General features: G+C 67.5%; 20 protein-coding genes and 1 tRNA gene. 9 read left to right on the top strand and 12 right to left on the bottom strand.

Features of this window, described 5'->3' with window-relative positions; translation table 11 throughout:
- Positions 1-4: 4 nt before the first annotated feature.
- On the bottom strand, positions 5-1,153 hold the full coding sequence (locus tag EV662_RS09315) for an efflux RND transporter periplasmic adaptor subunit (RefSeq protein WP_132461897.1): 1,149 nt from the start codon (positions 1,151-1,153) through the stop codon (positions 5-7).
- A 140-nt stretch (positions 1,154-1,293) separates the two neighbouring features.
- Here EV662_RS09315 and EV662_RS09310 point away from each other — a divergent pair, with 140 nt between their 5' ends.
- Complete coding sequence (locus tag EV662_RS09310) at positions 1,294-1,956, top strand: TetR/AcrR family transcriptional regulator (protein WP_165915569.1); 663 nt, start codon at positions 1,294-1,296, stop codon at positions 1,954-1,956.
- Here the strand turns inward: EV662_RS09310 and EV662_RS09305 are convergent.
- The gene (locus EV662_RS09305; protein WP_132461895.1) at positions 1,953-2,651 is read right to left on the bottom strand and encodes a fumarylacetoacetate hydrolase family protein; all 699 of its coding nucleotides are present in this window, start codon (positions 2,649-2,651) and stop codon (positions 1,953-1,955) included. The two genes, EV662_RS09310 and EV662_RS09305, sit on opposite strands and share 4 nt — an antisense overlap.
- Positions 2,652-2,893: 242 nt before the next feature.
- Here EV662_RS09305 and EV662_RS09300 point away from each other — a divergent pair, with 242 nt between their 5' ends.
- Positions 2,894-3,115 carry a hypothetical protein gene (locus EV662_RS09300; RefSeq protein ID WP_132461894.1) on the top strand — a complete coding sequence of 74 codons (222 nt, stop codon included), beginning with the start codon at positions 2,894-2,896 and terminating at the stop codon, positions 3,113-3,115.
- A gap of 67 nt (positions 3,116-3,182) precedes the next feature.
- Here the strand turns inward: EV662_RS09300 and EV662_RS09295 are convergent.
- The 5 genes from EV662_RS09295 to EV662_RS09275 form a co-directional block, all read right to left on the bottom strand.
- Positions 3,183-3,257, bottom strand: a tRNA-Glu gene (locus EV662_RS09295).
- Between the two features lie 78 nt (positions 3,258-3,335).
- The gene (gene recJ / locus EV662_RS09290; RefSeq protein ID WP_132461893.1) at positions 3,336-5,084 is read right to left on the bottom strand and encodes a single-stranded-DNA-specific exonuclease RecJ; all 1,749 of its coding nucleotides are present in this window, start codon (positions 5,082-5,084) and stop codon (positions 3,336-3,338) included.
- Between the two features lie 4 nt (positions 5,085-5,088).
- Positions 5,089-6,060, bottom strand: coding sequence for a class II fructose-bisphosphatase (gene glpX / locus EV662_RS09285; protein ID WP_132461892.1), 972 nt, complete (start codon positions 6,058-6,060; stop codon positions 5,089-5,091).
- 93 nt (positions 6,061-6,153) lie between these two features.
- Entirely contained in the window at positions 6,154-6,633 is a 480-nt protein-coding gene (locus EV662_RS09280; protein ID WP_132461891.1) for an Hcp family type VI secretion system effector, read from the bottom strand.
- A 320-nt stretch (positions 6,634-6,953) separates the two neighbouring features.
- The gene (locus EV662_RS09275; RefSeq protein WP_132461890.1) at positions 6,954-8,363 is read right to left on the bottom strand and encodes a hypothetical protein; all 1,410 of its coding nucleotides are present in this window, start codon (positions 8,361-8,363) and stop codon (positions 6,954-6,956) included.
- 424 nt (positions 8,364-8,787) lie between these two features.
- Here EV662_RS09275 and lepA point away from each other — a divergent pair, with 424 nt between their 5' ends.
- The 3 genes from lepA to EV662_RS09260 all read left to right on the top strand — a co-directional run bounded on the left by lepA (position 8,788) and on the right by EV662_RS09260 (position 11,616).
- A complete protein-coding gene (gene lepA / locus EV662_RS09270; protein ID WP_132461889.1) occupies positions 8,788-10,590 on the top strand; it encodes a translation elongation factor 4 in 1,803 nt (600 codons plus the stop codon).
- Positions 10,591-10,731: 141 nt separating this feature from the next.
- Positions 10,732-11,199, top strand: a complete 468-nt coding sequence (locus tag EV662_RS09265; protein ID WP_132461888.1) for a hypothetical protein — start codon at positions 10,732-10,734, stop codon at positions 11,197-11,199.
- Between the two features lie 162 nt (positions 11,200-11,361).
- The gene (locus EV662_RS09260) at positions 11,362-11,616 is read left to right on the top strand and encodes a hypothetical protein (RefSeq protein ID WP_132461887.1); all 255 of its coding nucleotides are present in this window, start codon (positions 11,362-11,364) and stop codon (positions 11,614-11,616) included.
- A 16-nt stretch (positions 11,617-11,632) separates the two neighbouring features.
- Here EV662_RS09260 and EV662_RS09255 read toward each other — a convergent pair whose 3' ends face one another.
- Positions 11,633-11,908 (bottom strand): hypothetical protein, encoded by a 276-nt coding sequence (locus EV662_RS09255; RefSeq protein WP_132461886.1) that lies wholly within the window; start codon positions 11,906-11,908, stop codon positions 11,633-11,635.
- Between the two features lie 133 nt (positions 11,909-12,041).
- Here EV662_RS09255 and EV662_RS09250 point away from each other — a divergent pair, with 133 nt between their 5' ends.
- The 3 genes from EV662_RS09250 to EV662_RS09240 all read left to right on the top strand — a co-directional run bounded on the left by EV662_RS09250 (position 12,042) and on the right by EV662_RS09240 (position 13,283).
- Positions 12,042-12,476 (top strand): DsrE family protein, encoded by a 435-nt coding sequence (locus EV662_RS09250; RefSeq protein ID WP_132461885.1) that lies wholly within the window; start codon positions 12,042-12,044, stop codon positions 12,474-12,476.
- 84 nt (positions 12,477-12,560) lie between these two features.
- The gene (locus tag EV662_RS09245) at positions 12,561-12,737 is read left to right on the top strand and encodes a CTP synthetase (RefSeq protein ID WP_132461884.1); all 177 of its coding nucleotides are present in this window, start codon (positions 12,561-12,563) and stop codon (positions 12,735-12,737) included.
- Between the two features lie 57 nt (positions 12,738-12,794).
- The gene (locus EV662_RS09240; protein WP_132461883.1) at positions 12,795-13,283 is read left to right on the top strand and encodes a cytochrome b; all 489 of its coding nucleotides are present in this window, start codon (positions 12,795-12,797) and stop codon (positions 13,281-13,283) included.
- On the opposite strand, the gene EV662_RS09235 is transcribed toward EV662_RS09240, so the two are convergent.
- On the bottom strand, positions 13,280-14,047 hold the full coding sequence (locus EV662_RS09235; protein WP_132461882.1) for an alpha/beta fold hydrolase: 768 nt from the start codon (positions 14,045-14,047) through the stop codon (positions 13,280-13,282). The genes EV662_RS09240 and EV662_RS09235 overlap by 4 nt on opposite strands.
- 100 nt (positions 14,048-14,147) lie before the next feature.
- The gene (gene glyA, locus EV662_RS09230) at positions 14,148-15,443 is read right to left on the bottom strand and encodes a serine hydroxymethyltransferase (RefSeq protein WP_132461881.1); all 1,296 of its coding nucleotides are present in this window, start codon (positions 15,441-15,443) and stop codon (positions 14,148-14,150) included.
- Between the two features lie 171 nt (positions 15,444-15,614).
- Here glyA and EV662_RS09225 point away from each other — a divergent pair, with 171 nt between their 5' ends.
- The gene (locus tag EV662_RS09225) at positions 15,615-16,382 is read left to right on the top strand and encodes an NAD kinase (RefSeq protein ID WP_132461880.1); all 768 of its coding nucleotides are present in this window, start codon (positions 15,615-15,617) and stop codon (positions 16,380-16,382) included.
- Positions 16,383-16,405: 23 nt separating this feature from the next.
- Here EV662_RS09225 and EV662_RS09220 read toward each other — a convergent pair whose 3' ends face one another.
- Both EV662_RS09220 and EV662_RS09215 read right to left on the bottom strand, forming a co-directional pair.
- Positions 16,406-17,821 (bottom strand): sigma-54-dependent transcriptional regulator, encoded by a 1,416-nt coding sequence (locus tag EV662_RS09220; RefSeq protein WP_132461879.1) that lies wholly within the window; start codon positions 17,819-17,821, stop codon positions 16,406-16,408.
- Positions 17,818-19,284, bottom strand: coding sequence for a response regulator (locus EV662_RS09215; RefSeq protein ID WP_165915568.1), 1,467 nt, complete (start codon positions 19,282-19,284; stop codon positions 17,818-17,820). The genes EV662_RS09220 and EV662_RS09215 overlap by 4 nt, the downstream gene beginning before the upstream one ends.
- Positions 19,285-19,438: the final 154 nt, after the last annotated feature.

The raw sequence follows: 19,438 nt of genomic DNA, 5'->3' as shown, positions 1-19,438 counted from the left end.
GGGGTCAGTTGGCAGGCGCCGGGGCGGCGGCACGTTCCTCGGGCGCGACCGTCGCGCCGGGGGCGATCTTCTGCAGCCCGGCCACGACCATCCGGTCGCCATCGGCAAGCCCCCCGGTCACGATCCAGTCCGACCCGCGGTCGCCGATCACCGTCAGCACGCGCTCTTCCACGACGTTCTCGGGGGTGACGACCATGGCCGTGGGCCGGCCGCGCCGGTCGCGGCTGACGCCTTCCTGCGGGGCCAGGATCGCGCCCTGCACGACGCCGGTGGGCATGTCGACCTGCACATACATGCCCGGCAGCAACAGCTTGTCGGGATTGGGAAATTCCATGCGCAGCACCACCACCCCGGTCTGTTCGTCGACATAGGGTTCGGCCGCGGTCAACTCGCCCTCGTGATCGAACCCGCCGCCGTCGGGCAGGTTCAGGCTGACCGTGCGATCGGCGTTCTGCAGCGTGGTTTCCAGGTGCCCGCGCCGCCAGGCGATCAGTTCCGCGGCCGACATCGTGACATCGACATAGACCGGGTCCAGGCTGCGGATCACCGCCAGCGGCTGGGCCTGCCCCGCGGTCACCAGCGCGCCGCGCGTGGTCAGCGACCGGCCCACGGTGCCCGCCAGGGGCGCGGTGATCGTGGTCCGCTCCAGGTCGATGCGGGCGGCTAGAAGCTGCGCCTCGGCGACCTTCAGGCCGGCTTCGGCCGCGTCGCGCGCGGCCACCGCGTCGTCCACGTTCTGCTGGCTGGTCACGTTGCGCGCCAGCAGGGTCTGGATGCGGTCCGCCTCTTTCCGCGCGGCGCGCAGCGTGGCCGTGGCCTGGGCCACCGCGGCCTCGGCGGCGGCGACCTGCGCCTCGTAGCTGGCCGCGTCGATCCGGTACAGCGCGTCGCCCAGCGCGACCTCGGCGCCCTCCTCGAACAGCCGCTCGATGATCAGGCCGGCAACCTGCGGGCGCACCTCGGCCACGCCCGAGGCCACCACCCGCCCCGGCAGCCGCGTGGTCAGCGTCACGTCCTGTGCCGCCAGCGTGACCACCGTGACCGGCGTCGGCGGGCGCTCGCCGCCCTGGCCGGGGCCCTGCTGGGCCAGGCCGGGGCCCGTGGCAAGCGTAAGCGTCAGGATGGCGGCGAGAACCCGGAAGAGGCGGGGCATGGCAGGGCTCCTGGAAGGGGCGAAAACGCTGGCAAAGAGCGGTGCGCGCATTTATAAAACCTATGCGTTTCGTTATTCGCTTCCACACCGCCGCGCAAGCCGGAATTCGCCCGGGGCGGCCTGTGGACGCAAAAGAAAATGTGAGTGCCGCCGCAATGGGCAAGCCCGCGCCGCGCCGGGGCCGTCCGCCCCAGATGCCCCCCGCCGAGCGCGAGCGGGTGATTCTCGATGCCGCCGAGCGGGTGCTGCTCGACCGCGGCCTTCAGGGCATCACGATGGACGCCATCGCGCGCGAGGCGGGCATGTCCAAGCGCACGCTTTACGCCGTGTTCGACGGGCGCGCGGCGCTGTTTCCCGCGCTGGTGCGCCGCCTGCGCGAGGGGTTCGTCGCGCCGCTGACCCCCGCGCAGGGGGCGTTGCCGCTGGCCGAGCGGCTGCGCCTGCTGCTGGCCGCCGACCGGCTGCCGCCCGGCGGGTCCGTCGCGCTCGAGGTGATGCGCGCGGCCATCGCCGAGGCCCCGCGCCAGCCCGACCTGGCCCGCACCATGCTGGAGGAGGGGCCGCGCGCGGTTCGCCGGCTGATCCGCGCCGAACTCGACCGCGGCGTCGCCCGGGGCGAGGTGTCCATCGCCGATACCGACGCGGCGGCGGCGCTGTTGCACGCGATGGCGCTGCCCTGTCCGCTGGACAAGCTCTTGGATGTCGGCGCCCCGCGCGAGGCGCCCGAGACGGCGCGGGCGCGCGTCGACCGCGCCATCGCGGTGCTTCTGCGCGGCCTCGGCGCGGCGGCGGGGCCGGTCTAGACCACCGTGACCGTCATCGCGCCCAGCCCCTCGACCGCGATTTCCATCACGTCGCCGGGCACGACCGGGCCGACGCCCGCGGGCGTGCCCGACAGGATCACGTCGCCCGCCGCCAGCGCGTAATAGCGCGACAGGTGGGCGATCATCTCGGGCACCTTCCAGATCATCTGGTTCAGGTCGCCGTCCTGGCGCAATGCGCCGTTGACGCGCAGGGTGATCCGCCCCCGGTCGGGATGGCCGATCGCGCGGGCCGGGTGGATCGGGCCGACCGGGGCCGACCCCTCGAACGCCTTGCCGATCTCCCAGGGCCGGCCCAGCGCCTTTTGCGCGGCCTGCAGATCGCGCCGCGTCATGTCGAGGGCCAGCGCATAGCCGAACACATGCTCCAGCGCCTCGGCCACGGCAATGTCGCGCCCCCCCGATTTCAGCATCACCGCCAGTTCGGCCTCGTGGTGGACGTCGCGCGTCATGGGCGGATAGGGGAACCGGCCATCAGTGGTCAGGTTGTCGGGATTCTTCTGAAAGAAGAACGGGTCCTCGCGGTCGGGATCATGGCCCATCTCGACCGCGTGGGCGGCATAGTTGCGGCCGATGCAATAAACCCGGCGCACCGGGAACAGCGCGTCCGACCCCGCCACGGGCAGCGCCACGGCGGGCGGCGGGGCGATGACGTATTGCGGCTGGTCCCCCGGCATGGCTGGCTCTCCCCTGGCTGATCGCGGCCTGTGCCCCCTGCAAGGCCGATCCCGCGCGCCGATGCAACTGCAAATGTGGTCCGATCCGGGCCGGGCTTCATGGAAATTTGGCATTTCGGGCATATGTGTGATCCAGGCGGCCGTCATCCCCGATACAGGCGGGGCAGGGCGCCGCCCGAACCGACCCTGCCGGTCCGCGCACGATCCGGTGCGCCCCGGCCAATAGAACAGGAAAGAATCACATGGCACTTCGTTTCACGCATATCGACGAAACCCGGGCCAAAGGCATCATCGACGACGGCCTGCCCTTCGACATCGTCCGCACCGGCGACCGCGCCACCGGGCGCATCCATACCTGGTCGAAATCGCTGGCCAACCGCTGCGTCGACACCGTGGCCGACATGCGCTCGCTCACCTACGAACTGGTGGCCTTCTACCGCGACGACCAGCGCAAGCGCGCCTAGGCGCGCGCCCGTCGGCGGGCGGGGCTGCTGCGGCAACCGCCTGAAATCACGTCAAGATTTTGGGAAGTGGCAGCCCGTAGGGGAATCGAACCCCTCTTTCCAGGTTGAAAACCTGGCGTCCTAACCGATAGACGAACGGGCCGTGCTGCCGTGTGCGGCGTTACCTAGAAAAAATGCCGGGGCTGCGCAAGAGGATTCTCGCGATTTTTTCGCGCTCTTTTCACTCTGCCCGCGCGGCGTCCTCCAGGCGCAGCTGAACTTGCCGCCGGCCGCCCCATTCGTTGATCTCCAGGCGCCCGGCCAGGTGGAACCGCGCGCCGCCATGGCCCTCCAGCAGGGGGCCCAGCGGGCCGTCGAAGGCGCCAAAACAGATCGCGTCCAGCCGCTTCCCCATCCCGTCGCCGAAACCGATCTTGAGGTGGCTGTCGCCGACCCGGCGGGCGAATCCGATGCCCATGCCGGGAAAGGCGAATCGCGGGGCAGGGGCGCCCGCGCCGAACGGCCCCGCGGCCTCGATCTGTTCGATCAGCTCGACCGTGGCCGCGCCGGGCATCAGAACCCCGTCCAGCCGCAACTCGGCCGGGCCGTGCGCCCCCGCGCCCTGTTTCGCCAGCAACGCGCCCAGCCGCTCCATCGCGGCCTCCAGCCGGTCCTGCGTCACCGTCAGCCCGGCGGCCATCCGGTGCCCGCCGCCCTTGACCAGCAATCCCTCGGCCGCCAGCCGCTGCACCGCCGCGCCCAGGTCCACGCCCGACACCGACCGGCCCGACCCCTTGCCCTCGCCGCCCTCCAGCCCGATCACCACGGCGGGGCGGTTGGTCAGTTCCTTCAGCCGGCTGGCCACGATCCCCACCACGCCCGGGTGCCAGCCCTCGCCCGCGGCCCAGACCAGCGGCCCGTCCAGCCCCCGCGCCTCGGCCTGTTCCAGGGCTGCGGCACGCACCGCCGCCTCGATCTCGCGCCGCTCGGTGTTCAGCGCGTCCAGCTTTTCGGCCAGCGCCGCGGCCTCGTGCGCATCGCCGGTGGCCAACAGCCGCGCGCCCAGGTCGGCCTGCCCGATCCGCCCGCCCGCATTGACCCGCGGCCCCAGCAGGAACCCCAGGTGATAGGGCGTCGGCGCGCTGTTCATCCGCGCCACGTCGCCCAGCGCCACAAGGCCCGGCCGCTTGCGCCCGGCCATCACCTTCAGCCCCTGGCGCACCAGCGCGCGGTTCACGCCCGTCAGCGGCGCCACGTCCGCCACGGTGGCCAGCGCCACCAGGTCCAGGAATTGCAACAGGTCCGGCCCCGCGCGCCCCGCCGCCCGCATCTGCCGGTTCGCCTCGACCAGCATCAGGAACACCACGCCCGCCGCGCACAGATGCCCCAGCTCGCCGGTCTCGTCCTGTCGATTGGGGTTCACCACCGCCAGCGCCGGGGGCAGGGTCTCGGCCCCCAGGTGGTGGTCCAGCACGATCACGTCCGCCCCCCTGGCCGCCGCGATGGGGCCATGCGACAGCGTCCCGCAATCGACGCAGACGATCAGGTCATGGTCTTGCGCCAGCCGTTCCATCGCCGGTTCGTTGGGGCCGTACCCCTCGTCGATCCGGTCGGGGATGTACAGCGTCGCGCCCAGCCCCAGCGCCCGCAGCCAGCACAGGATCAGCGCCGCCGACGCCCCCCCGTCCACGTCGTAATCGGCGAACACCGCGATCCGTTCGCGCCCCGTCACGGCCGCCACGACCCGTTCCGCCGCCACGCCCATGTCGCGCAGGGATAACGGGTCGGGCAACAGCGCCTTGAGCGTGGGGGCCAGGAACGCCTCGGCCGCCTCGGGCGCCACGCCGCGCCGGGCCAGCACCGCGGCCACGGGGCCGGGCAGGCGCGCGGCCTGTTCCAGCGCCTCGGCCTGGCGCGCGGTCTCGGGGTCGGGGCCGGTCCAGCGCCGGCCCGTCGCCGAGCAGTCGACGTCGAGAAAGGCCCGCGCCATGCCCTCAGGGCGCGGGGGTGCGATAGCACATCCGCCGGACGGACCCGGTTTTCGACCGCATCAACAGGGTCTCGGCCGTCAGCCAGCCCACCTCGCGCCGGATGCCGGGCAGCAGCGAGCCGTCGGTGACCCCCGTCGCGGCAAAGATCACGTCGGCGCGCACCATGTCGTCGCGGGTATAGACCCGGTTCAGATCCTCGATCCCGGCGCGTGCGGCGCGGCCACGCTCGTCATCGTTGCGGAACAGCAGCTGGCCGAACATCTGCCCGCCCATGCATTTCAGCGCGGCCGCCGCCAGCACCCCCTCGGGCGCCCCGCCGGACCCCATGTACATGTCGATCCCCGTGCGCTGCGCCTCGGCGCAATGCATCACGCCGGCCACGTCGCCATCGGTGATCAGCCGGATCGCCGCGCCGGTGGACCGCACCTCGGCGATCAGGTCCTCGTGCCGGGGCCGTTCCAGGATGCACACCGTGATATCCGCCGGATCGCCGCCCTTGGCCGCCGCCAGCTTGCGCACCCGTTCGGCGGGCGCCATGTCCAGCGTCACCACCCCCTCGGCGTAACCCGGCCCGATCGCCAGCTTTTCCATATAGACGTCCGGCGCATGCAGCATCGAGCCGCGCGGCCCCATCGCGATCACCGCCAGCGCGTTCGGCATGTCCTTGGCGGTCAGCGTCGTGCCCTCCAGCGGGTCCAGCGCGATATCGACCGCGGGGCCCGTGCCCATGCCCACCTCTTCGCCGATGAACAGCATCGGCGCCTCGTCGCGCTCGCCCTCGCCGATCACCACCACGCCCGCGATCTCCAGCTTGTTCAGCTGGGTGCGCATCGCGTCCACCGCGGCCTGGTCGGCGGCCTTCTCGTCGCCATGGCCGATCAGTTTCGCCGAGGCAAGCGCCGCGGCCTCGGACACGCGGGCCAGGCCCAGCGACAGCATGCGGTCGTTGAAATCGGTGATTTGGGTGTCGGGCATCGGGAAATCCTGCGGGCAATGTCTTTGGCTGGCCGCATCTAGCCCCCAGCCCCCCCGCAACACAAGGGGGCGCGGGGCCGCGCCCCCGCCCGCTCAGACCACCGCGTTGGGGTCGATCTCGACCTCGTGTTCGTCGCCGGCGCTGTGATCGTCGGCCTGCACGACGTATTTCACGGTGATCTTGTCATAGACGATCTCGACCTCTTCCTCGATCACCGCCATCGCCTCGGCCCCGCCCATCCGGTACCCAGCGATCCGGCAATCCTCCAGCGTCAGGGTCAGGTAATCCAGGTGCGCGTCGCCGCTGTCCTTGCGGATCCGGATCACGATCTCGTCAAAGGCCTGTCCGGTCGCCACCGCCTCCGCCAGGTACGGCGAGGACGCGTCATACCACTTGCGCACCAGCACCGGCGCCGCCTCGACCCGGCCCCTCAGCCGCCCGCGCCCCAAAAGCCCCGAGGTCTCGCGCTCGATCTGCCACTCGATATCGAACAGGTCGATCTCGTCCTCGTGCTCGGCGGCCTTCGACTCGCCGTCGATATCGGGGACCTTCATATAGCCGGTCAGGTTCATCGCCCGTCCTCCCTCTGGATGACACATCCTACCACGCCCCCCGCCCCCGCCCAAATCCTTCCGCGCGCGCGTCCTTCCATTGGCCCGCGCACCCGCCATCCCCCTTGGCCCGGGCGCCCAGCCCGGGCCGCGCCCGGTCGCCATTGGCGCGCCATTGGTCCGAGCGACAATGGCGACCCCCCCGGGAGGGCGCCTTGCACCGTTCCAAGTGGCAGAACGCGAACAGGTTGGTGGCCCCATACACCAAGCAACCCAACCCGGCCAAAGCGCCCCCCCCCCAGGGTCGGGCGCGGCCCTATTCAAACCTTCAATCTGGCTGGCTAAAGCAGGCTGATGCCGATACTAACGAGGCCGAGAAATATTGAGATAACCTCGCCTTTCGTCAGCCCACTGCGTTTTGAGATCGCTTCGAGCGCCTCGTTCGACTGGCGCAGAATGATCGTCATTTTCGAGACCCGGCTGAATATCCGGGTCGCGGGGTCGGCCCCCGGCAATTTTGGCGCGTAGTCAGGAACAGGGCCAATCGCATCGTTGATGAGTTCTGGAATGTCTTCGCGAAACTGATCGGCCAAATCGTCCTCGGAAGCGGCAACGAGAATGGGCACGCTCTGCTCCAATTGGGCCTTCGCCGCTGGCGTCAATTCGCGCCAAGCCTGTTCCGAAAGGATCGCCCTGTTCTCGGCTACTTCGGGATGGGTCGCCCGGATCGCCCGTGCCCCTTCGGCACAGGCGTTTTGCAGCGCGAGGTTTTCTTCGCTTGGCGGCAAGTCCTCGCTTGCGATCTGGCGGGTCAGTGTGCCGTGGACACTCGTCAGGTCCATTTCGATCCGTTGCGGATCGTTGCCGTATTTCGCCACGGTCCGGCGCAGCACCCGTGCCTCGCGCGAGCGCTCCGAAAGGCCATTCGACGGGTTCGCCAGCGCATCGTCCAGCGCATCCTCGACCTGCGAAAGCGTCGCGCCCAGAAGATCGGCCTTTTCCACCGGGATCGGCACCGCGCGGAACCGGGCGGTTTCCGGGTTGAATTCGATGTGCTCGGCTTGGGGCAGCTTCTCCGCTAGATACGCAGCCTCGATCTCTTCGATCTTGCGGGCGATGTGTTCCGGCCCTTTTCCCCAGTCTCTGTCCGGGATCAGCGCAACACGTTTCTGAAGGTCCCAATCGATGGGTTTGCCATCGAGCAACCCCTGATACCATTCAATCCAAAATCGGAAATGATCCAAATCTGCAAGCAGTAACGGAAGTTCATCTGTTACTTTTATGTTTCGCCAAAGCGGTGTTTTTTTCAGTTTATCGGCTCTGGCGTTTCCAAAATCTTTTTGTCCGATCGAAAGTGATTTTAGAACAGCGCTTGCTTCTAATTGTAACAGGTTCAAGCCCAATCTAATGCGCTTGTTTGGCTCCTCTAGTAACAGATCGCCAAACTCGTTTGTGTATGCTAGATAATTTGCCTCAACTTCGCTCGAGCCAATGGAAACGAGTGAAAATCCAAATTTATCCCGTTTGTTGCGGATCGTAAGCTGTATTGGGCGTCGTGATGGATGAATTGGTGCAACTACCTCAGCATTTTCATATTCTTTTTTGGTGAATATGATTAGGGCGCAACGAAATAATGCAAGAAGCGTTATTTGGACAGAGTTTTTCCCCTCGAGTGGAACCGATCGGGCAACATCACAGGCGAACCTTAAAGCCGCGCGTATGAGGACAACTTGCCGCGCGTAGGAGTTCATGTAGCTGAACTGTTTCGCGAGTCGGAATGTATCCAGCCCTGTATGGTGCTGTTCTGACATGACTTCCGGCTTTGCAGTGTTACCTGAGTTACAGTCGCAACATGTCGTAGCGTCGTTCCGCCCGCAACCGTCCAAGTATCGCTGCCTCCACACCGGCGCCGCAAGTCGTCAGGCTAACCTGCCGTTTGCGGGGCGCCTGCCGCCCGCCCGGCCCCGATCAAGCGCGGCAATCTGGCCCGTTCCGCCCGGACGTTAACACTTCGCCCGCCCCGGCGGGGCGCATACCGGAGTCATATGGGATTCATATGCGAGTCATATGGAATTCATACGCGCCGATCCGTGCCCCTCGGCCCCCGTTAACGCAGCGTGCGGCGGCCCTCTCGTTCCGCTTGCTTTCGCACGGATTCCGCCGCATATCCCGCCCATGACCGAGCTCAAATTCATCCGCAACTTCTCCATCGTGGCCCATATCGACCACGGCAAATCCACGCTCGCCGACCGGCTGATCCAGCTGACCGGCACCGTCGCCGAACGCGACATGAAGGAGCAGTTGCTGGACGCGATGGATATCGAGCGCGAGCGGGGCATCACGATCAAGGCCAACACGGTCCGCATCGAATACCCCGCAAAGGACGGAAATACCTATGTTCTCAACCTGATAGACACGCCCGGCCATGTCGACTTCGCCTACGAGGTGTCGCGATCGATGCGCGCGGTCGAGGGGTCCTTGCTGGTGGTCGATGCCACGCAGGGCGTCGAGGCGCAGACGCTGGCCAACGTCTACACCGCCATCGAGGCCGACCACGAGATCGTGCCGGTGCTGAACAAGATCGACCTGCCGGCGGCCGATTGCGACCGCGTGGCCGAGCAGATCGAGGACGTGATCGGAATCGACGCCACCGACGCCATCCAGATCAGCGCGAAAACCGGCCTCGGCATCCCCGACGTGCTGGAAGCCATCGTCACCCGCCTGCCCCCGCCCCACGAAGGCGACCGTAGCAAACCCCTCAAGGCCTTGTTGGTCGACAGCTATTATGACCCATATCTTGGGGTTGTCGTCCTTGTCCGCATCATCGACGGCGTCCTGAAAAAGGGCGACCGCATCCGCATGATGAAGACGGGGGGCACCTACCAGGTCGACAAGATCGGCGTTTTCCGCCCCGCCATGCAGGACATCGCGGAACTCGGCCCGGGCGAGATCGGGTTCCTCACCGCCTCGATCAAGCAGGTCCGCGACACCCGGGTGGGCGACACCATCACCACCGAGAAGAAGGGCGTCGAGACCCCGCTTCCCGGCTTTAAGCCCAGCCAACCCGTTGTGTTCTGTGGCCTTTTCCCCGTCGACACGAACGAGTTCGAGGACCTGCGCGACGCCATCGAGAAACTGGCGCTGAACGACGCCAGTTTCACCTACGAGATGGAAACCTCCGCCGCGCTCGGCTTCGGCTTTCGCTGCGGGTTCCTGGGGCTCTTGCACCTGGAGGTCGTGCGCGACCGGCTGGAACGGGAATACGGCATCGACCTGATCACCACCGCGCCCTCGGTGATCTACAAGATCCACATGCGCGACGGCACGGTGACGGAACTGCACAACCCCGCCGACATGCCGGATCTCACCCATGTCGACCATATCGAGGAACCGCGGATCAAGGCCACGATTCTCGTTCCGGATGAATACCTTGGCGACGTGCTGAAGCTGTGCCAGGACCGGCGCGGCGAACAGCTTGACCTGACCTATGCCGGCTCGCGTGCCATGGTGGTCTACGACCTGCCGCTGAACGAGGTGGTGTTCGATTTCTACGACCGCCTGAAATCGGTGACCAAGGGCTATGCCAGCTTCGACTACCAGATGATCGGCTATCGGCAGGATTACCTGGTGAAAATGCAGATCCTGGTGAACGACGAACCCGTCGACGCGCTGTCGACCATGGTGCATCGCGACAGGGCGGAAATGCGGGGCCGGGCGATGTGCGAAAAGCTCAAGGAACTGATCCCCCGCCACATGTTCAAGATCCCGATCCAGGCGGCGATCGGCGGCCGGGTCATCGCCCGCGAAACGCTGGCGGCGCTGCGGAAAGACGTGACCGCCAAGTGCTATGGCGGCGACGCGACACGCAAGCGCAAGCTGCTGGACAAGCAGAAAGCGGGCAAGAAGAAGATGCGCCAGTTCGGGAAGGTGGAGATCCCGCAGGCGGCGTTCATCAATGCGTTGAAGATGGATAGTTAGCGTTTTTTTGTGACGTGGTTTTGCTCTTTCAGTGGCCTTCCCGCACATTTTTCGGTTGTTTGAGTTTAGCGGTTACTCTCGACCTTGTTTATTGGGAGAGCGTACACCAAACTCTGAACGTGAGCTTTGAAGGTTCTGAGTATGACGACCTGTAGAGTCTGCGGCAAGAAGCTAAATTTTTGGAACAGAGAGGGGGAACTCTGTGCCAGCTGTGCATCTGCCGTAGTTGATACAAAGCGTGAAGCAGATGAAGAAGCCTTAGAAGAAGCCTTACTTGAGAAAAGTGAAATGTTTTCTGTTGGTGCGGAGGTAGAGGCTTTAGGCGGAGATAGTGACGGTGACCGTAAAAATTTGTGCGCGTCGATAGAGAATTTATTGAAAATACAGCGTCTCTTGAGCCTGATAGCGTGGATACTTGTCTTTTCTTCTCTGTGTGGGGTTTTGGGGGCGCTACACTGGGCTGGTACCGTAGCAGCTTCTGCTGAACGTTATTCTTTCGCAGCCCGAGATGCGTATTGGGCTACTGTTGGATACGGTTCGCTCATCGTTTGTGGCCTTGGCGCCGTTGCATCAATTCTTGTCAGTTTGATTGCCAAGTATAAGCCGTAGAAAACGTAGGGTGGGTGCCAACCCACCACTCACCGCCGCACCGCCCATGGTGGGTTGCACCCACCCTACGGGCCTCACGCCCTCGTTATGACCCCCGACTGATCCGCGACATCCTGCCGCACGTATCCCTCCCGCAACCCCAAGAAACAAAGGGAGGCTACCATGGACCGTCTCAGCATCATGCTGACCCCCGTCACCGGGGCCGTCATTACCGGGTTCTTCGTTATCCTCATGTTCTCGCTGGGCTTTTACAGCTGGATCGCGGTCGCCATCGGTGCCGGGATCGGCTGCATCGGCGCCTGGCCCGCCGCCTATATCGTCTCGCGCCGCATCAAGGACGAAGACCCGTTCTGGACCCGCCGCGACCCGCGGGTGCAGCGCAGCCTGGCCCCCAACGCGGGCCTGCCCGAGGTCTGAGCCACATCGGGGGGCGCTAGTCCGCCCCCCGCACCGCCTCGGGGTGATCGGCCACGAAACGGTGCAGCACCGCGTACAATTCGCGCGCATGGGCCAGGTTGTCGGCATGCAGCGCGGCGCGGATATCCTCGCAGATCATCGCCTGAACCTTTTGCCCGCCATGGTGCAGGTGCATCAGGTAATCGCCCAGCAATGTCGCATCCGCCTCGGGGATGTGTTCGTGTTCCGCGATCGCCGCGATCTCTTCGCGGGTCAGGTCGGTCATGTCCTCGATATCGTCCAGCGTGATCATGGCTCCCCCTCCGATGACGGGGCCATGATAGCACGGTTCGGCCCCGCCGCGGGGGAATGTGCTTTGGTCACATACGGGGCGGCGGAATTCCCCTAGGGCTGCGCCATCGAAACCGCAGGAAGGGGATGACCCGATGATGAAGACGCTGAAGGCGACGGCGCTGGCCGTGGTGCTGGCCGCGACGCCGGCGCTGGCCAAGGACGCCGTGAAACTGGTGACCGTGGTGACCGATGCCAACCCGCAGACCCAGCTGATGAGCATGGTGCTGACCAACCAGGCGATCGACCGCGGCATGCCCACGCGTATCCTGCTGTGCGGCCCGGCCGCCGATATCGCGCTGAAGGACGCGCCCGAGGCCGCCACCGCGCCCCAGCCGCCCAAGGGGGCCAGCCCCCAGGCGCTGCTGCAGGCGGCGATGAAGAAGGGCGCCAAGGCCGAAGTCTGCGCGATCTACCTGCCGGGCAAGGGGCTGGGGCCGGAAGCGCTGATCGAGGGGGTGGGCGTGGCCCAGCCGCCGGCGATGGCCAAGGCGATGGCCGACCGCCGCGCGCGGGTCTGGTCTTTCTGACGCAGCTTGCGCTGGATCAAGGTGGGGCCGGGGTGGCTCGGGCTTTGCTTGGTATTGGTTCAATTCCAATCCAGGAGGTCCGAGATGCTTCGGCTCGCCGCAGTCCTGTTCACGCTGATTTCCGCTACGCTGATGGGGGTTGGCGTTCTGGCCGTCCTTGTCGCGGGATATGGCACGCTGGTCCCGATCGTCGCCGCAGCCGCGGTCGGCTTCGTGGTCGCGATGCCCGTTTCCTGGCAGGTGGCGCGCGCCATCTACTGACCGCCGGGTCCCTCCGGCGGTCGCACGTTTTCGGTTGTGATCCTCGGAGGGCCTGAGATGTCGGTTTCCGGTTATTCCCGTATGCAAATCCGCCTGCACTGGGCGGTGTTCGTTCTTGTCGCGGTGCAGTTCCTGTTCGGCGACGGCATGGCGCGCGCGTTCGACCAGTTGATCGAGACGCGGGCGCAGACCTTTACCCCGGGCGTGATCCTGCACATCGGCTCGGGGCTTTTGATCCTGGTGCTGGCCTTCTGGCGCATCGGGCTGCGCATGCTGCACGGCGTGCCCGCGCCCGACCCGTCGCATTCGGCGGCGCAGGTGATGGTGGCCCGTGTCATCTATGGGCTGTTCTACCTGCTGATGGTTCTGTTGCCGGTGTCGGGCATGGTGGCCTGGTCGCAGGGGTCTGCGCTGGCGGGCAATGTCCATTCGGTGCTGCGGGTGGCGATGCTGGTGCTGATCGTGGTGCATGTCGCCGCCGCGCTGGTGGGCCAGTTCGTCAAGAAGGACGGCACCATGACCCGTATGGTCAAGCCGGTCGACTAGGCGTCCAGGAAGGCGCGCACCGCGGCCTCGAAGTCGCGCGGTTTCTCGGCGTGGAGCCAATGGCCCGCGCCGGGAAGCTTGGCAAAGCGGGCGGCGGGGAACAGCGCCTTGATCCGGTCGCGGTAGTCCGGGCGGACATAGTCCGAGGCCGCGCCGGACAGGAACAGGGTGGGGCCGTCGAACCGGCCGGACAGGTCGTCGGGCCAGCCCACGATATGGGCCATTTCCGCCTGCAACGTATCGAGGTTCAGCCGCCATTCGGGCGGGCTGGCCTTCAGGTCCAGCGATTGCAGCAGGAAGGCGCGCACGCCGGGTTCGTCGATCCGGCGGGCCAGCGCCGCGTCGGCGGTGCCGCGCCGGTCGATGGCCGAAAGGTCGAGGCTGCGCATCGCCTCGATCAGCGGTGTCTGGCTGTGGCCATAGGCGACCGGGGCGATATCGGCGACCACCAGGCGGCGCACGCGGTCCGGCCGGGTCAGCGCCAGCGCCATCGCCGCCTTGCCCCCCATCGAATGGCCCAGCACGTCGGCCCGCCCGCCATGGGCGTCGATCACCTCGGCCAGGTCCTGGGCAAGGTCCGGGTAGCGGTGGCTGGTCGTCCAGGGGCTGGCCCCGTGGTTGCGCATGTCGACGGCAATCGCCTGGCGCGCGTCCGACAGCCGTTTCGCGATCACCCCCCAGTTCCGCGCCGAGCCGAACAGGCCATGGGCGATCAGCAGGGGCAGTGCGTCGGTCGGAGAGCCGTGGATCTGGGTGGCGAGCATGTCACCTCGGGCTGGCGGGACCGATGGCCCCGTTTTTGGGTATTTGGACCAAGAAGAAGGGGGCCGGAGCCCCCTTCGATCCAGCGTTCCGGGCCCGGGATTACAGGCCGGGATAGATCGGGAAGCGGGCGCAGAGTTCGGCCACTTCGGCCTTGACCTTTTCCTCGACCGCCGCGTTGCCCTCTTCGCCGTTGGCGGCGAGGCCATCGACCACCTCGGTGATCCAGCGGCCGATCTGGGCGAATTCGCCCTCGCCGAAGCCGCGGGTGGTGCCGGCGGGCGAGCCCAGCCGGATGCCGCTGGTGATCGTGGGTTTTTCCGTGTCGAAGGGGATGCCGTTCTTGTTGCAGGTGATATGGGCACGCCCCAGCGCCTTTTCGGTGGCGTTGCCCTTGACCCCCTTGGGCCGCAGGTCGACCAAGAGGACGTGGCTGTCGGTGCCGCCGGTGACCAGGTCGAGCCCACCTTCCATCAGGGCGGCGCCCATCGCCTTGGCGTTCTTGATGACCTGTTCCTGATACGTCTTGAAGCCCGGCTGCAGCGCCTCGCCGAAGGCGACGGCCTTGCCCGCGATCACGTGCATCAGCGGGCCGCCCTGGATGCCGGGGAAGATGGCCGAGTTGAATTTCTTGGCCAGCGCCTCGTCATTGGTCAGGATCATGCCGCCGCGGGGCCCCCGCAGGGTCTTGTGCGTGGTGGTGGTCGCCACATGGGCATGCGGGAAGGGCGAGGGGTAGAGGCCCGCCGCCACCAGCCCCGCGAAATGGGCCATGTCCACCAGCAGGTAGGCCCCCACCATGTCGGCGATCTGGCGGAAGCGGGCGAAGTCGAGCACGCGCGGGATGGCCGAGCCGCCGGCGATGATCATCTTGGGTTGGTGTTCCTTGGCCAGCGCCTCGATCTGGTCGTAATCGGGCAGCAGGTCGTCCTGCCGCACGCCGTATTGCACCGCGTTGAACCACTTGCCCGACTGGTTGGGGGCGGCGCCGTGGGTCAGGTGGCCGCCGGCGTCCAGGCTCATGCCCAGGATCGTGTCGCCGGGTTTCAGCAGGGCGGTGAACACGCCCTGGTTGGCCTGGCTGCCCGAGTTCGGCTGGACGTTGGCGAACGCCACGTCGAACAGTTTGCACGCGCGTTCGATCGCCAGGTTTTCCGCGATATCGACGAACTGGCAGCCGCCGTAATAGCGCCGGCCCGGGTAGCCTTCGGCGTATTTGTTCGTCATCACCGAACCCTGCGCCTGAAGCACGGCATGGCTGACGATGTTTTCCGAGGCGATCAGTTCGATTTCATCGCGCTGGCGGCCAAGTTCCAGGCCGATGGCCTTGGCGATTTCAGGGTCTCGGCTGGCGAGCGTCTCGGTGAAAAAGCCATTGTCCTGGTGCGGTGCGTTCATCCTGGCGTCTCCCTCATGGCGGCGTTCGCGGCGTGGCCGCGGTTCTAGCGGAAGTAGCGCGCCGGCGGAAGTCTCAAAGCGTGTGCCGGAATGGTCCTTTCGTCGGGCTTGTGTTTCGGGGCGGGGCGGGCGAACACTGGCCCGAATCTGCAAGAAAAGGGGGCGGTCCGGATGGCGCCTGCACGCAAGATCGCCTTCCTGGCCAGCGAGACGGCGCGTGCCGAGGGCGCGCTGGACAAGCTGGTCGCGCGCTATGGGCAGGCCACGCCCGAAACCGCGGACGTGATCGTGGCGCTGGGCGGCGACGGGTTCATGTTGCAGACCCTGCATGCGACCCAGGCCTGCGATGCGCCCGTTTACGGGATGAATTGCGGCACCATCGGTTTCCTGATGAACGAGTACCGCGAGACCGGCCTGACCCGGCGGCTGGAAGAGGCCGAGCAGGAGATCATCAACCCGCTGCGGATGACCGCCACGCGGCCCGATGGCAGCGTGGCCGAGGCGCTGGCGATCAACGAGGTCAGCCTGTTGCGCGCCGGCCCCCAGGCCGCCAAGCTGAGGATCATCGTCGATGGCAAGCTGCGGCTGGAGGAACTGGTTTGCGACGGCGCGCTGGTGGCGACGCCCGCGGGATCGACGGCCTACAACTATTCCGCGCATGGGCCGATCCTGCCCATCGGGTCGGACGTGCTGGCGCTGACGGCGGTGGCGCCGTTCCGGCCGCGGCGCTGGCGGGGGGCGCTGTTGCCGAAATCGGCGCGGGTGCGGATCGAGGTGCTGGAGGCCCAGAAGCGCCCGGTGATGGCCGAGGGCGACAGCCGGGGGGCGGGCATCGTGACGGCGGTCGAGATCGCGTCGGAACCGGCGATCGCGCACCGCATCCTGTTCGACCCGGGCCACGGTCTGGAAGAACGGCTGATCCGCGAACAGTTCCTTTGAGCGGTGGGCGCAAGCCCCTTGCGCTATACCGCCTTGTCCTTGCGCGCCCAGGCCTCGCGCTTGCGGTAGAGGGTGGAGGGGGACACGTCCAGAACCCGCGCCGCGCGCGGCAGCGATCCGCCCTCGCGCGCGATCGTGGCCTCGATCACGATCTGTTCGATCTCGGCCAGCGTGCGCCCGACCAGGTCCTCGGCGGTCAGGGGCGCCGGGGCCGGGCCGTCCGGGGTCGGGCCCTGGGACGGGGCCTCGCCTAGCCGCCCACGTTCCTGTTGCAACGCCAGTGGCAGCATGTCCAGCATCACCAGGGGGCCGTCGTTCAGGACCACCGCGTGGCGCAGCACGTTCAGCAACTGGCGCACGTTGCCCGGCCAGGGCAGGCGGCGGAACAGGTCCGCGACCTCGCCCGACAGCCCGGTAAAGACGCGCCCCTCCTCGGCGGCCAGTCGCTTCAGCGCGGCCTCGGCGATCTCGATCACGTCCTCGCCGCGCTCGCGCAGGGGCGGCAGGTGGATCGGCACCACGTGCAGGCGGTAATACAGGTCTTCGCGGAACCGGCCGCGGCGCACCTCTTCCAGCGGATCGCGGTTGGTGGCGCAGACGATGCGGACATTGACCTTGCGCGGATGCGCGGCCCCGATCGGCTGGATCGTCGAGGTCTGGAGGAATCGCAACAGCTTGGTCTGCAACGCCCCGTCCATCTCGCAGATCTCGTCGAGGAACAGCGTCCCGCCATCGGCCACCGCCGCCGCGCCCGGCTTGTCGGCCAGCGCGCCGGTGAAGGCGCCCTTGAGATGGCCGAATACCTCGGATTCCAGCAAATCGCGCGGGATCGCGGCGCAGTTCAGCGGCACGAAGGGGCCGGCCGCGCGCGCCGAGGCGGCATGCACGGCCTGGGCGCAGATCTCCTTGCCGGTGCCGCTTTCGCCGGTGATGAACACGGTGGCCATCGAGCGGGCCACCGAGGCGATGCGGTCGTAGACCGCGCGCATCTGCGGCGAGGTTCCGACGAAATCCGAAACCGGCCTTTCGCCCGTCGGCGCGCTGGGCGCGCGCTGGGCGACGGCGGCCGCACGTTCGGCCAGCGCGGTTTCGATCGCGTGCAGGAATCTCTGTTCATTGAAGGGCTTGAGCAGGAATTCATAGGCCCCCGCCCGCATCGCATCGACCGCGCGGTTGATCGACCCGTTGGCGGTCACCACGATCACGCGGGTTTCGGGGGCCAGTTCCAGGATGTCCTGCAGCACCGCCTGGCCGGGCCGGTCGGGCAGCATCAGGTCGAGCAGCACCACCGCGGGCTTGAGGGTTCGAAACCGCTCCAGCCCCTCTTCGGCGGTCCCGGCCGAAACCACGGCGTGCCCGGCGCCGCGCAGGACGGATTCATACATCATCTGCAGCGAGGGCGTGTCCTCGATCAGCAACAGGGGGGCGGGGACGGTCATCGGGCCGGTTCCTCGCAATAGCGCGCGCGGAACTCGCGCCCAAGGGCGGCGCCCAGCACGTCCACCCGTTCCAGCACGCAGGGCAACAGCCGGCCGATCACGGCGCGGTCGCCGCTGCGGGCCGCGGCATTCAGCGCCTCGGCCTCGGCCTGCAGCGCGGTGTTGCCCACGGCACCGGCCAGCGGGATCAGCACATGGGTCCGCGCGCGCAACAGGGCGCTGTCGCCCCGCGCGCGGCCCTCGGCAAGACCGTCGCGCACGGCCCCGAAATCCTCGCGCATGCGGGTCAGCAATTCGCGGCCGTCTTCGGGGCCGGCCAGGGCCAGCAGACGGTCCAGGTGCACCGGGTCGAAGGGCGCGGCGCTATCGGTTGTCGGGTCGCAGGGGGCGGGGCGTTTGCTGAGCACGCGGGCGATCGCCTCGCCGAAGGCATCCAGGCTCATGATCGGTTTCGCCAGGATGCCGTCGGCCCCCGCGGCATAGATCTGGTCGCGGTTGGCCGACAGCACGAAGGCGGTCACGGCCAGCACCGGCGTCGCGGGGCCGTCGCCTTCGGCGGCGCGCAGGCGGCGGACCACGTCGATGCCCGACAGGCGGGGCATTTCGATATCGACCAGCACCAGGTCGAACCGTTGGGCCGCCAGCGCGTCGGCCGCGGCCTCGCCGTCCTCGACCAGGGCGACCCGGGCGCCGAGGGTTTCCAGCATCTGGCGCACCAGAAGCTGGTTGGTGGGGTTGTCCTCGGCCACCAGCACCGTGCACCCGGACAGGTCGGGCAGGGCGCTCAGCGCGGCCGGGGCCTCGACGCCCGGCGCCCAGGCGGCGCGCGGCAGGATCAGCGACACCTCGGCGCCGCCGCCCCGGGCGTTGGCCACCTGCAACTGGCCGCGGATGCGCTGGGCCAGGTCGCGCACGATATGCAACCCGAGCCCGGTGCCCGGCTGGCTGCTGTCCTCGGGGCGGCCGGCATAGTCGAACAGCCGCGCCATCGCCGCGTCGGAAAAGCCCGGCCCGGTGTCGCGCACCCGCAGGCACAGCGCCTCTTGCGCGCCGCGATGCACGCGCAGGCGCACCGTGCCCGCGGGGCTGTATTTCACCGCGTTGCCGATCATGTTGGACAGGATGCGTTCCAGCGCGGCGGGGTCGGTGCCGATCTCGCCGGGCAGATCCTCGTCGCAATCCAGCGCAAAGCCAAGGCCACGCTCTTCGGCATGGGCACGCCAGCGCGCGGCGATCCGGTCGAGAAACGGGCCAAGGCTGGTCTGCACCGGGGTGTTGGCGCGCGGCAGGTCATCGCCGGTGACAAGGGCGAGCGTCTCGTCGGTCAGGCGGGCCAACTGTTCGGCCGCGCTTTGGACACGTTGCAGTTGCAGCCGCGATTCCGGGTCGAGCCGGGAAAGATCGGCAAGGGCAAGCCCGCCGAGCACATCCGCGATTGCGGCGCGCATGTCATGGCCCAACATGGCGGCGCGGTCATGCGGGGATCGCGCCGCCGTTTCAACGCGGGTGTCGGACCCGGTCCCCCCGCGCGGCGCCGATCCGGTCACCGCGGGCGCTGAAACGGGGTCCGACAGGACGGCCATGGCGGCACTCGCAAAGGTTGCATCGGCACGGTTG

The sequence above is a fragment of the Rhodovulum marinum genome (genome assembly GCF_004343075.1).
In the GTDB taxonomy this organism is placed as follows: Bacteria; Pseudomonadota; Alphaproteobacteria; order Rhodobacterales; family Rhodobacteraceae; genus Rhodovulum; species Rhodovulum marinum.
The sequence above is the reverse complement of the archived record's forward strand: the minus strand, read 5'-3'. Positions and strand labels throughout refer to the sequence as shown.